At 60.0% G+C, this 12,427-nt stretch carries 10 protein-coding genes; 7 read left to right on the forward strand and 3 right to left on the reverse strand.

Going from position 1 to position 12,427, the window contains the following annotated elements; translation table 11 throughout:
• Window positions 1-36 precede the first annotated feature (36 nt).
• Window positions 37-741, reverse strand: coding sequence for a trehalose operon repressor (treR, locus tag ACW9IR_RS18690; RefSeq protein WP_102900326.1), 705 nt, complete (start codon window positions 739-741; stop codon window positions 37-39).
• Between the two features lie 234 nt (window positions 742-975).
• Here treR and treP point away from each other — a divergent pair, with 234 nt between their 5' ends.
• From treP to tadA, 7 genes are all read left to right on the forward strand, one after another.
• Window positions 976-2,418: a PTS system trehalose-specific EIIBC component gene (gene treP / locus ACW9IR_RS18695; protein ID WP_102900327.1), complete on the forward strand. Its 1,443-nt coding sequence runs from the start codon at window positions 976-978 to the stop codon at window positions 2,416-2,418.
• Window positions 2,419-2,461: 43 nt separating this feature from the next.
• Complete coding sequence (treC, locus tag ACW9IR_RS18700; protein WP_457464590.1) at window positions 2,462-4,111, forward strand: alpha,alpha-phosphotrehalase; 1,650 nt, start codon at window positions 2,462-2,464, stop codon at window positions 4,109-4,111.
• A gap of 108 nt (window positions 4,112-4,219) precedes the next feature.
• The gene (locus tag ACW9IR_RS18705; protein WP_457464592.1) at window positions 4,220-5,443 is read left to right on the forward strand and encodes a carbohydrate porin; all 1,224 of its coding nucleotides are present in this window, start codon (window positions 4,220-4,222) and stop codon (window positions 5,441-5,443) included.
• 62 nt (window positions 5,444-5,505) lie between these two features.
• Window positions 5,506-8,040, forward strand: coding sequence for a phosphoenolpyruvate--protein phosphotransferase (gene ptsP / locus ACW9IR_RS18710; RefSeq protein ID WP_457464594.1), 2,535 nt, complete (start codon window positions 5,506-5,508; stop codon window positions 8,038-8,040).
• 2 nt (window positions 8,041-8,042) lie between these two features.
• Window positions 8,043-8,333, forward strand: coding sequence for a PTS transporter subunit EIIB (locus ACW9IR_RS18715; protein ID WP_095122470.1), 291 nt, complete (start codon window positions 8,043-8,045; stop codon window positions 8,331-8,333).
• A gap of 117 nt (window positions 8,334-8,450) precedes the next feature.
• Window positions 8,451-9,827 (forward strand): multicopper oxidase family protein, encoded by a 1,377-nt coding sequence (locus ACW9IR_RS18720; protein WP_457464596.1) that lies wholly within the window; start codon window positions 8,451-8,453, stop codon window positions 9,825-9,827.
• A complete protein-coding gene (tadA, locus tag ACW9IR_RS18725; RefSeq protein ID WP_034156281.1) occupies window positions 9,827-10,327 on the forward strand; it encodes a tRNA adenosine(34) deaminase TadA in 501 nt (166 codons plus the stop codon). The genes ACW9IR_RS18720 and tadA overlap by 1 nt, the downstream gene beginning before the upstream one ends.
• A gap of 264 nt (window positions 10,328-10,591) precedes the next feature.
• Here the strand turns inward: tadA and cmoB are convergent, their stop codons facing one another.
• Window positions 10,592-11,548 carry a tRNA 5-methoxyuridine(34)/uridine 5-oxyacetic acid(34) synthase CmoB gene (gene cmoB / locus ACW9IR_RS18730; RefSeq protein ID WP_457464598.1) on the reverse strand — a complete coding sequence of 319 codons (957 nt, stop codon included), beginning with the start codon at window positions 11,546-11,548 and terminating at the stop codon, window positions 10,592-10,594.
• Window positions 11,545-12,324 (reverse strand): carboxy-S-adenosyl-L-methionine synthase CmoA, encoded by a 780-nt coding sequence (gene cmoA, locus ACW9IR_RS18735; protein WP_176470119.1) that lies wholly within the window; start codon window positions 12,322-12,324, stop codon window positions 11,545-11,547. Before cmoA ends, cmoB begins: the two co-directional genes overlap by 4 nt.
• Between the last annotated feature and the right edge of the window lie 103 nt (window positions 12,325-12,427).

A 12,427-nucleotide genomic window follows, 5' to 3' on the forward strand; every position in this document is an offset into this window, starting at 1 on the left:
TATGTACCGCACATTACCGTTCGAAATGTGCAGGGGTCAGCGCCGGGCCACGTCGGAGAAGTAGAACTTGTCGAGGGTGTGCCGTGACTCGGTGTATTCGAATTGCCGGCCGTCCTGCAGGAATGTCTGGTTGCTGACCACGATCACGTGGCTCTGGCCATCGAGATCCAGATGCAACTGGTCATCCTTGCTGCGTGGCTGCGCTTCGATGGTGCGCTGGGCGTAAGCGATCTGCAGCTGCAGGGTCTGTTCGATATAGGCGTAGATCGATTGCTCGGCGATATCGAGCGACAGGCCGGGAATAACCTCGGTGACAAAATGATTGATGTCGAGGATGACCCGTTTGCCGTCAATCCGCCGTACACGTTTGACCCGGGTTATCAGGCTGCCGGGCTCGGCCTTGATGTGCTCGAGCAGACTGCCTTCAAGCGCGAACTGAGTCAGCTCGACGACGTCGGTGCTGACGTCATTCCCCAGCCGCGGATAGGTTTCCTGAAAACTGACAATGCCACCGAGTTGAAACTCGATCGGGTTGGTCGACAGGACGAACGTACCTTTGCCGTGCACCTTCTGCGCGAAACCGCGTTCCTGCAGCAGCTCGATCGCCTTGCGGACGGTGCCGCGGCTGGCCTGATAGCTGTCCATCAGTTCGGTTTCGGAGGGCAGTCGCGCGCCGCGTTCCAGGCGTTCGGTGGTAATGCTGGCCAGCAGATCGCTATAGATCTGGTTGTATTTACTCATGGAGGGGCTCGCTGCCGGCTGAACTCAAAGCTTCGAACCTTAAGGGCAGGGTAGGGCTTTGTCCATTCAGGGATTGGAATCGCCTGAAGGTGAAGTAGGAAATATCCCGGTTGATCCGGCAAAAACATACAAAAACAAACTCGTCTGTACGAGTTGTTGCATTAACTCGTACAGACGAGTACTTTTCGCTTCGGCATGCTGCCAATAACAACAATCCACAGCGGAAGAACTAGCATGAGCCACGACTATCCGAATATTGCCAGAGAGCTGTTGCAAAGCCTTGGCGGTAGCGAAAATCTCGAACAGGCCGCGCACTGCGTCACGCGTTTGCGCCTGGCGTTGAAGAATCCGGGGCTGGTCGACAGCGCCACGCTCAATCAGATCGATCTGGTCAAAGGCTCGTTCTTCACAGGTGGTTTGTACCAGGTGGTGATCGGGCCGGGCGAGGTGGAGAAAGTCTACGCCGAGCTGCGCCGTCAAACCGGTCTCGCCGCCTCGACCATCGCTGACGTCAAACAGAAAAGCGCCGAAAAGATCAACGCCATGCAGCGTCTGGTGCGGGTGTTTTCCGATGTGTTCATGCCGATCCTCCCGGCGCTGATCATTGCCGGCCTGCTGATGGGCATCAACAATCTGCTCGGTGCCAAGGGCATGTTCATCGAAGGGCAGACGCTGCTGGATGCCTACCCGAAGCTCGACGGGCTCTGGAGCCTGATCAATCTGATGGCCAACACCTCCTTTGTCTTTCTGCCGGCACTGGTGGGCTGGTCGGCGGCCAAGCGCTTTGGCGGCAGTGAAATCCTCGGCATCGTGCTGGGCCTGATGCTGGTTCACCCGGACCTGCTCAACGCCTGGAACTACGGCAAGGCCGTGGCCGGGCTCGACGGTCAGCAAATGCCGTACTTCGACATTCTCGGCTTGTTTGAAGTCGAGAAAGTCGGTTACCAAGGTCAGATCCTGCCGATATTGCTGGCCGCGTACGTCATGAGCGTCATCGAAAAATGGTTGCGCGCGCGCGTACCCAACGCCGTTCAATTACTGGTGGTACCGATCACCACCATCGTCGTCACCGGCGTGCTGGCGCTGGCGGTGATCGGCCCGATGACCCGTCACATCGGCATTTTCATCACCGAGGGCCTGGTCATGCTGTTTGACCTGGCGCCGATGGTCGGGGGAGCGATTTTCGGTCTGCTGTATGCGCCGCTGGTCATCACCGGCATGCACCACATGTTCCTCGCGGTCGACCTGCAATTGATCTCGACCCAAGGTGGCACCTTCATCTGGCCAATGATCGTCATGTCCAACCTCGCTCAAGGCAGTGCCGCCCTGGCGGTGTTCTGGATGACCCGTAGTGCACGGGACAAGAGCATGGCGTCGACCTCGGCTATTTCTGCCTACTTCGGTATCACCGAACCCGCGATGTTCGGCGTCAATCTGCGCTACAAGTTTCCGTTCTACGCGGCACTGGCCGGCTCCGCTTTGGGTTGCATTTTCCTTTCGCTGAACAAGATTCAGGCGTCGGCCATCGGCGTCGGCGGCCTGCCTGGTTTCATCTCGATCATGCCGCAGTTCATCCCGATGTTTGTGATCGGGATGCTGATTGCCATGGTTGTGCCGTTCGTTCTGACCTGTGCGCTGAGCATGAAGATTGTCCGGCCTGGTTACCGGGTTGCCTGAAGTCGCACCTGCAGGACTCGTAAATTCAAGAGGAAAATGTGCCATGCAAGACTGGCAACGTTCAGTGATCTACCAGATCTACCCGAAGAGTTTCCACAGCCACGCCGGCAATCCGACCGGTGATCTGCTCGGCATTGTCGCCAAACTCGACTATCTGCACTGGCTGGGTGTCGACTGTTTGTGGATCACGCCATTCCTGCGTTCGCCGCAACGTGACAACGGCTACGATATCAGCGATTACTACGCGATCGACCCGAGTTACGGCAGCATGGCCGACTGCGAGTTGCTGATTGCCGAAGCCGGCAAACGCGGCATCAAGTTGATGCTCGACATCGTGGTCAATCACACCTCGATCGAGCACGAATGGTTCCAGCAGGCGCGCAGCAGCCTCGACAATCCTTATCGCGATTTCTATATCTGGCGTGATCAGCCGAACAACTGGGAATCCAAGTTCGGTGGTTCTGCCTGGGAGTACGAAGCCCAGACCGGCCAATACTTCCTGCATCTGTTCGACCACACTCAGGCGGACCTCAATTGGGACAATCCCAAGGTGCGCGCTGAAGTGTTCAAGATGATGCGCTTCTGGCGTGACAAGGGCGTGGGCGGCTTTCGTCTGGACGTGATCAACCTGATCTCCAAGCCTGCCGACTTCCCCGAAGATCACAGCGACGGCCGACGCTTTTACACCGACGGGCCAAACGTTCACGAATACCTGCAACAGATGCACCGTGAAGTCTTCGAAGGGCATGACCTGATCAACGTCGGCGAGATGTCATCCACCCGCCTCGAACACTGCATCCGGTACTCCAATCCGCAGTCGAAAGAACTGTCTATGACCTTCAACTTTCATCATCTGAAAGTCGATTATCCGAACCTGCAGAAATGGGTACATGCCGATTTCGACTTCCTCCAGCTCAAGCGCATTCTGTCCGACTGGCAGACCGGCATGCAGGCCGGCGGTGGCTGGAACGCGTTGTTCTGGTGTAACCACGATCAACCGCGAGTGGTCTCGCGCTTCGGCAATGACGGCGAGTACCGCGAACTCTCGGCAAAGATGCTCGGCACCGCGCTGCACTTTTTACAGGGCACGCCGTTCGTGTATCAGGGCGAAGAGTTGGGCATGACCAATCCGGGGTTTGAATCGATCGAGCATTATCGCGATGTCGAGACGCTGAATATCTTTCGCCTCAAGCGCGAAGCCGGCAGCAGCGATGCCGACAACATGGCGGCGATCATGCAGAAGTCCCGCGATAACGGTCGCACACCGATGCACTGGGACACCGGGCCAAACGCCGGTTTCAGCAGTGGCGAACCGTGGATCGGCGTACCCGCCAATGCCGCGCAGATCAACGTCGCCAATCAGCTCGACGATCCGGGCTCGGTGCTGCATCACTACCGTCATCTGATCGCGCTGCGTCGCCGCGAGTCTTTGATCACCGAGGGGCAGTACCGGCAATTGCTGCTGGAGCATCCGCAAGTCTGGGCTTATGTGCGTGAAGGTGACGCCGAGCGTTTGTTGGTGGTGAACAACTTCTACGGGACAACCTGTGAAGTGCAATTGCCATCGACGGTCATCAGCGAGTCGATGAGCCAGCGCCAGTTGATCAGCAATTACCCGGACGGCCCGTTGCGCCGTCGACAGATAACGTTGCGACCTTACGAATCATTCGTCCTGCATCTGATCGATTCCTGATCCCTGACGGCAACACCAACGTTTCCAAAAAACACGCAGAGCCCTGCGCGGGGGAGTTTTGCGCGCTGAATTCATGCAAGCACACAATAAAAACAATGGGATGGCTTAATGAAAACAACAATAAATCGCAGCCTTGCAATCGCAGGTATATGCCTCGCGTTCCCACAGTCGTCACCCGCGCTGGAGTTCGGCGGTTACCTGCGCAGTGGCCTCGGCAACTCGCTCAAGGGCGGCGGCCAGTCGTGTTTTCAGTTGCCGGGGGCGCAAACCAAATACCGCCTGGGTAACGAATGCGAGCAGTACGGTGAACTGGAGTTGCGTCAGGATCTGTACACCTTCGACGACGGCTCGGTGTTCAGCGTCGACGGCATGGCCTCGTTGTACAACCGCTACAACCGCAGCCTGACGTTCAACGAAGACAACGGCTCGGTGCGCCTGCCACAGCTGTACACACAGTGGTCGAACCTGCCTGCGCTCAACGGTGGTTCACTGTGGGCCGGGCGTCGCTACTACAAACGTAATGACATCCACATTTCCGACTTCTATTACTGGAACCAGAGCGCCACGGGCGGCGGCGTCGAGGATGTACTGATCGGCGATCTGAAATACAGCTACGCCTTCTCACGCAAGGACAACCTGTACCAGAAGGACTACATCAACCGGCACGACTTCAACGTGGCCGGGTTCGATAGCAATCCGGGGGGAGCGCTTGAGTTCGGCTTGAGCTTCATCGCCAAACCCGACAGTCGCGATGCACACCGGGGCTGGGCGGTCACCACCCAGCATGTGCAGAAGGACTTTTTCGGCGGCGAGAACAAATTCGCCCTGCAATACGGGGAAGGGCCCGGCACCGGGTTGGGCTACACCGGCAACGTCAGGCTGGACGACAGCAACAAGAGTTACCGGATCGTCGAGTTTTTCGATTGGCAGGTGACGCCGCGCTTCGGTGGTCAGATCGAGGCGGTGTATCAGAAAGACATTCGTGCGGACGGTGCCGATCAGAACTGGATATCCCTGGGCGTGCGGCCGACTTATGCGCTCACCGAACAATTCAAACTGGTGACCGAGCTGGGCCACGATCAAGTCGAAGCAGCGGGCGGCACGCGCAAGCTGAGCAAGTTCACCGTGGCCCCGACCTGGTCCCCCAAAGGGCCGGAGTTCTGGGCGCGGCCCGAGGTGCGTCTGTATTACACCTACGCCACCTGGAACGAGGCCGCCAAGCGGGCGGCCAATGAACTGGCCAAGGGCTCGGCGCTGTCCGACACCGGTGCCTTCGGCACCGCTCGCCACGGTGCGAACGTCGGATTGCAGGTCGAATACTGGTGGAAATAAGCGATGCTGGTGGGGCGTTGCGCTCCACGGGCACTTCAGAGAACAAACTGCAGGTGACGTCCATGGCCACACCCCAACAATTGCAATTGCTGGCACCTTTGTCCGGCGTGCTGATACCGCTTGATCAAGTGCCGGATCAAGTGTTCTCCAGCCGAGTGATCGGCGACGGCCTTTGCATAGACCCGACTTCGGCAACGCTGTGCGCGCCGCTGGCCGGGGTGGTCAGCACCGTGCAGGCCAGCGGGCATGCGGTGAGCATCACCGATGACAACGGCGTTCAGGTATTGATGCACATCGGTCTGGATACGGTGAACCTGGCGGGGCAGGGGTTTAGCCGACGGGTCGAGGAAGGTCAGCGGGTTGAAGCCGGGCAGGCGCTGATCGAGTTCGACGCCGATTACATTGCGCTGCACGCCCGCAGCCTGATGACCCTGATGTTGGTGGTCAGCGGTGAGCCATTCACGTGGCTGGCCGCGCCAACCGGTCTGGTCGAAACCGGCCAGCCGCTGTTGAGCCTTGCCAATCCAGAGGTGACCAGCGAAGCGTCGGTGGGGACCGAAGGTGAAAGGCTGTTTTCGCCGTTGCTGAGACTGCCCAACCCCAATGGTCTGCACGCGCGTCCGGCGGCCGTTCTGGCACAGGCGGCAAAGGCTTTTTCGGCGCGGATTTATTTGCACAGACAGCAGGCTGAAGCCAACGCCAAGTCATTGGTAGCGATCATGGCGTTGCAGACGGCTTGGGGTGACAGCGTGCAGGTGAGTGCGCTGGGCGAAGACGCGGATGTCGCGGTCAACACGCTGGCCCGATTGCTGGCCGAGGGCTGTGGCGAAGCGGTGACCGCTCCGACGACGGCGACAGTCGAGTCCGTCGAGCCAGAAACCCTGACGGTGCTACGCGGGGTCTGTGCCTCATCCGGTTCGGCGTTGGGGCGAGTGATGCAGATCAGCGAGCCGACGCTCGAGGTGAATACGTTTGGCGTCGGTCCGCATATTGAGCGCGAAACACTGGCAAACGCGCTGATCGAGGCCGATATGGCCTTGCAGCATCTGCGCGACATTGCCGGCAGCGATGCTCAGGCGGAAATTTTCAAGGCACATCAGGAACTCCTCGCCGATCCAGGCCTGCTCGATCAGGCTCAGGCGTTGATCGCCGAGGGCAAAAGTGCAGCGTTTGCCTGGCGCGCAGCCACCGAGTCGACAGCGGTACTTTTCCAGCAACTCGGGACTTCGTTGCTGGCGGAAAGGGCGGCGGATCTGGCGGATGTCGGCTCGCGGGTCCTGAAACTGATCCTTGGGGTCAGCGAGCAGGCGCTGGCGCTGCCGGCCGGGACAATCCTGATCGCCGATCAACTGACGCCTTCGCAAACCGCCGGACTCGATACCGACAAGGTGTTGGGGTTCGCCACGGTGGGCGGCGGGGCGACCAGTCATGTGGCCATTCTGGCCCGAGCGTGGGGTCTGCCAGCGATCTGCGGGATGCCTGCACAAATGCTCGCGTTAGCCAATGGCGCCCAGGTCTTACTCGATGCCGACAAAGGCGAGTTGCAGCTGAATCCGGGAGCCGTAGTCATCAGTCAATGGCAGGCCCGGCATGAGCGACAACGTCTGCGCCATCAGCATGAACACGCGCAGGCGGCGCTGGCGGCCCGTACCCGCGATGGGCATCACGTCGAGGTGACAGCCAACGTCGCATCGCCGAGCGAAACCGAGCAGGCGATGACCTTGGGCGCTGCAGGCGTGGGGCTTTTGCGTTCGGAGTTTCTGTATCTGGATCGCAATCATGCCCCCACGCGCGACGAACAAGTGTCGACCTATAACGCCATCGCCCGGGCGGTTGGCCCCGCGCATAATCTGGTGGTGCGCACGCTGGATGTCGGCGGCGACAAGCCGCTGGTGTACGTGCCGATGGACAGTGAAACCAATCCGTTCCTCGGACTGCGCGGGATCCGACTGTGTCTGGCGCGACCGGACCTGTTGCGCGAGCAGTTTCGGGCGATCCTCGGCAGTGTCGGCCTGACGCGTCTGCACATCATGCTGCCGATGGTTACCCAGCTTGCGGAATTGCGTCAGGCCCGGCAGATACTGGAGGAGCAAGCCCGGGCGCTGAATCTTGGCCAACTGCCGAAGCTGGGTATCATGATCGAAGTCCCGGCGGCGGCATTGATGGCTGACCGATTTGCGCCGCATGTGGATTTTTTTTCGATCGGCACCAACGATCTGACGCAATACACCCTGGCGATGGATCGCGATCATCCGCGTCTGGCCAGTCAGGCGGACAGCTTTCATCCCTCGGTACTGCGCCTGATTGCCATGACCGTCGAAGCCGCGCACGCCCATGGCAAATGGGTGGGCGTGTGTGGTGCGATGGCCTCCGAGCGGCTCGCGGTGCCGTTACTGCTGGGGCTTGGCGTGGATGAATTGTCCGTGAGCGTGCCGCAGATTCCCGCGATCAAAGCGGCGGTGCGCGAGGTGAATCTGCTCGACTGCAAGGCCATAGCCGAACAGGTGCTGGGGCTCGAGAGTGCTGAAGAGGTGCGTGAGGCGCTGCGCCTGTATCACGAGGCGGCAGCCGATACTTTACCGGTTCTGGAGAACTGAACATGTTCGATAAATTGCAGAAGGCGTTCTGGAAAGCCCTGACTCCGGATCTCGTGGCCGACGTACCGAAAGTGCAGGCCGAGCCTGACAGTGGCTTGAGCGCAGCGATCATCGCGGCACTTGGAGGCGCGGATAACCTCAAGTCGCAGCAACCGGTGGCGTTGACTCGGGTGCGGGTGACGTTGCGCGATCTGACGCGTATGGATCGCCAGGCGCTGAGCGATGCCGGTGTCGCGGGTGTCATGCTGCAGGAACGTGGCGTAGTGCACTTGATTACCGGCCTGCGGCCCTGAACCCGAAGGGTAAGTGCGGCCTCAGGTCGCCCTTACTGTTTCTCAACCGCAGGTGTATCGTATTCGCCTTTTACGGGCCTTCAGGGTCCGTCGCTGATACGTGAGGTAGTTGAGTTCATGTCCTTTACCCGTCGCCAAATCCTCGGTGGCCTGGCCGGTCTTGTTGTCGTTGGCGTTGGAGCGGGGGGCGCGTCGCGTTACTGGCTGGGCAAAATGGCCGACGCCGAGGCGGGCCACGACTATGAGCTGATCGCCGCACCGCTGGACGTCGAGCTGGTGCCGGGGCACAAGACCGAGGCCTGGGCGTTCGGCCCATCGGCGCCGGGCACCGAGCTGCGTGTTCGTCAGGGTGAATGGCTGCGAGTGCGCTTCATCAACCATTTGCCGGTGGCGACCACGATTCACTGGCATGGCATTCGCCTGCCGCTGGAAATGGACGGCGTACCGTACGTGTCGCAGCTGCCGGTGTTGCCGGGCGAATACTTCGATTACAAGTTCCGTGTGCCGGATGCCGGCAGCTATTGGTATCACCCGCACGTCAGCAGCAGCGAAGAACTCGGGCGCGGATTGGTCGGGCCGCTGATCATCGAAGAGCGCGAGCCGACCGGTTTCAAATACGAAAAGACCCTGAGCCTGAAGAACTGGCATATCGACGACGAAGGCAACTTCGTCGAGTTCAGTATCCCGCGAGAAGCCGCGCGCGGCGGCACGGCGGGGCGACTGTCGACGATCAATGGTGTGCCGTTGCCGGTGATTGATTTGCCTGCCGGGCAGATCACTCGGGTGCGCTTGCTCAACCTCGACAACACGCTGACTTACCGCATCAATATTCCCGGCGTCGAAGCGCAGATCTATGCGCTGGACGGCAACCCGATCGAACCGCGGCCGCTGGGCAAAGAATACTGGCTGGGTCCGGGCATGCGCATTTGTCTGGCGATCAAGGCACCGGCGGCGGGCGAAGAACTGTCGCTGCGCAACGGCCCGGTGCGTCTGGGCACGCTGCGTTCGGTGGCCAATAACGATGCGCCGAGCGACTGGCCGAAAGCGTTGCCGGCCAACCCGGTGGCTGAGCCGGACCTGGCCAATGCCGAGAAACTCAACTTCAATTTCGAATGGGTCGGTTCGGTGTCGGTCAACGTCGACAATGGCCGGCCGCCGAGTCTGTGGCAGATCAACGGCAAAGCGTGGGACATCACCGACAAGACCTGCGCCGACCGGCCGATTGCCAGTCTGAAACTGGGGCAGAGCTACATCTTCGAATTGAAGAACATGACCCAGTATCAGCACCCGATCCACCTGCACGGTATGAGTTTCAAGGTGATCGCGTCGAACCGGCACAAGATCATTCCGTATTTCACTGACACCTATCTGCTGGGCAAGAACGAGCGCGCGCAAGTGGCGTTGGTAGCCGATAATCCGGGTGTGTGGATGTTCCACTGCCACGTGATCGATCACATGGAAACCGGCCTGATGGCCGCCATCGAGGTGAAGTGATGCGCCAGATTCGCCCTGCGGCGATCATCGACCGTAGCCGTGACCGCGATTTCATGCGCGAAGCCCTGACCCTCGCCGCACAAGGCGCAGCGCTGGGTGAAGTGCCGGTCGGCGCAGTGCTGGTGCAGGATGGCGAAATCATCGGGCGCGGCTTCAACTGCCCGATCAGCACCAGCGACCCGAGTGCCCATGCAGAAATGGTCGCCATCCGTGCGGCGGCGCAGGCGGTGGATAACTATCGCCTGCCGGGCAGCACGCTGTATGTGACGCTGGAGCCGTGCAGCATGTGCGCCGGTTTGATCGTGCATTCGCGAGTGGCTCGAGTGGTGTATGGCGCGCTGGAGCCGAAGGCGGGGATTGTGCAGAGTCAGGGGCAGTTTTTTACCCAGGGTTTTCTCAACCATCGAGTGCTATATGAAGGCGGGGTTTTGGCCGAAGAGTGTGGCGCCGTGCTGACCGAATTCTTCCGTGCTCGCCGAGCAAAAAGCCCCTCACCCTAACCCTCTCCCAGAGGGAGAGGGGACTGACCGAGCTGGATGGGCGAGGTCCGTCGACCTGAGATTCCGAGTCGAACTCAAGTCTTGAAAAGCTCAACGATCAGCCCCCTCACCTTGGGAAGAGGGGACTGACCGAGTTGGATGGGCTAAGTCCGTCGACCTGAGATTCCGAGTCGAACTCAAGTGTTGAAAAGCTCAATGATCAGCTCCCTCTCCTTGGGGAGAGGGCTGGGGTGAGGGGTGGGCTCACCGCGGTGATTGGTCGGATTACTTCTTCGCGACAATCACCGCGCGCATCGGCGCCGGCAGGCCTTCGATGGTTTTGCTGTGATCTTCCGGATCAAGGAAATCACTCAGTGACTGATACTTCATCCACTCGGTACCGCGCTGTTCTTCAACCGTTGTTGTGCTCACATCAACGCAACGAATGTCGGTAAACCCCGCACGACGCAGCCACAATTCCAGCGCCGGCACCGACGGCAGGAACCACACGTTACGCATCTGCGCGTAGCGATCTTCCGGCACCAGCACCTGATGCTTGTCGCCTTCGACCACCAGCGTTTCCAGCACCAGTTCGCCGCCCTTCACCAGGCAATCCTTCAGCGCCAGCAAATGCTCGATCGGCGAGCGACGGTGGTAGAACACGCCCATGGAAAACACCGTGTCGAACCCTTCCAGATTCGGCGGCAGGTCTTCGAACGGGAACGGCAGGTGCCAGGCATTCGGTTCTGACAAATAACGCTGCACCGCCTGGAACTGGCAGAAGAACAACCAGTTCGGGTCAACACCAATCACGCTGTTCGCGCCGGCACCGAGCATGCGCCACATGTAGTAGCCGTTGCCGCAACCGACATCGAGGATGCGTTTGCCCTTGAGGTCCAGATGCGGGGCGACGCGCGACCACTTCCAGTCCGAGCGCCATTCGGTGTCGACGTGAACCCCAAACAAATCGAACGGCCCTTTGCGCCAAGGCGACAGGCCCATCAACGCGGTGTGCATCTGCGCGCGGGTTTCATCGTCGCAATCGGTGTCGAGTTTCAAACCGTTGAGCAGATCAACTTCGCTCGGCTGGATTTTCGGCAGGGCATCCAGCGCACTTTGCCAGCGCTCCAGGTCGCCGTGGCCTTTCTCCATTTTCTTGTCGAGTTGCGCTTGCAGGGTGTTGGCCCATTCGGCCAGCGGTGTGCCGGCCAGACGGCGGGCGAGGGGGGACAGATCAATCATGGCAAGGCAATCAACGAGGCAAAGTTAAGACACTGGAACCACGGCACGACTTTCGAGAACCCGGCGGCCAGAAGGCGTTCGCGGTGTTCTTCGAGGCTGTCGGGCTTCATGACGTTTTCGATGGCGCTGCGCTTCTGGGCAATTTCCAGTTCGCTGTAGCCGTTGGCGCGTTTGAAGGCGACGTGCAGATCGGTGAGCAGCGCGTGTTCTTCGGCATCGTTGAAGCGCAGCTTTTCCGACAGAATCAGCGCGCCGCCCGGCAGCAGCGCTTGGCGAATGCGCGAGAGCAGCGCCGTACGCTGATCCGGGGCGATGAATTGCAGGGTGAAGTTCAGCGCCACCACCGAAGCAGGCTGGAAATCGAGGGCGAGGATGTCGCCTTCGATCACTTCGACCGGCAGCAACTCCTGGAACATCGAGTCCTGACCGTTGAGGTATTCGCGGCAGCGTTCGACCATCGCAGCAGAGTTATCCACAGCGATCACCCGGCAACCGTCGGTGCGCACGTGACGGCGCAGCGCTTGAGTGACCGCGCCCAGGGATGAGCCGAGGTCGTAGAGCACGCTGTTCGGCTGGGCGAACTGCGCGGCGAGCACGCCGAGGTTTTCGACGATGGTCGGGTAACCCGGCACCGAGCGCTTGATCATGTCCGGGAACACCCGCACCACGTCTTCGTTGAAGGCGAAGTCAGGTACCTGAGCCAAGGGCTTGGCGAAAATGCGATCGGGTTCTTTGCTCACGGCGGTTCCGGCGGTGTCGGTGGAAAAGGCCGGCATTTTAGCCAAAGTGGCGCGCGGATGCTTGGGTTGTCTGATAAAGCGGCAAATCAAAAGATCGCAGCCTGCGGCAGCTCCTACATGGGAATGCGGTTTTCTGTAG

Source organism: Pseudomonas sp. SDT291_1_S447 (assembly GCF_054070155.1).

Bases quoted from the DNA above. Each gene is read 5' to 3' on its own strand.
- treR (WP_102900326.1), bottom strand. From the start codon at position 741: ATGAGTAAATACAACCAGATCTATAGCGATCTGCTGGCCAGCATTACC.
- treP (WP_102900327.1), top strand. From the start codon at position 976: ATGAGCCACGACTATCCGAATATTGCCAGAGAGCTGTTGCAAAGCCTT.
- treC (WP_457464590.1), top strand. From the start codon at position 2,462: ATGCAAGACTGGCAACGTTCAGTGATCTACCAGATCTACCCGAAGAGT.
- ACW9IR_RS18705 (WP_457464592.1), top strand. From the start codon at position 4,220: ATGAAAACAACAATAAATCGCAGCCTTGCAATCGCAGGTATATGCCTC.
- ptsP (WP_457464594.1), top strand. From the start codon at position 5,506: ATGGCCACACCCCAACAATTGCAATTGCTGGCACCTTTGTCCGGCGTG.
- ACW9IR_RS18715 (WP_095122470.1), top strand. From the start codon at position 8,043: ATGTTCGATAAATTGCAGAAGGCGTTCTGGAAAGCCCTGACTCCGGAT.
- ACW9IR_RS18720 (WP_457464596.1), top strand. From the start codon at position 8,451: ATGTCCTTTACCCGTCGCCAAATCCTCGGTGGCCTGGCCGGTCTTGTT.
- tadA (WP_034156281.1), top strand. From the start codon at position 9,827: ATGCGCCAGATTCGCCCTGCGGCGATCATCGACCGTAGCCGTGACCGC.
- cmoB (WP_457464598.1), bottom strand. From the start codon at position 11,548: ATGATTGATCTGTCCCCCCTCGCCCGCCGTCTGGCCGGCACACCGCTG.
- cmoA (WP_176470119.1), bottom strand. From the start codon at position 12,324: ATGCCGGCCTTTTCCACCGACACCGCCGGAACCGCCGTGAGCAAAGAA.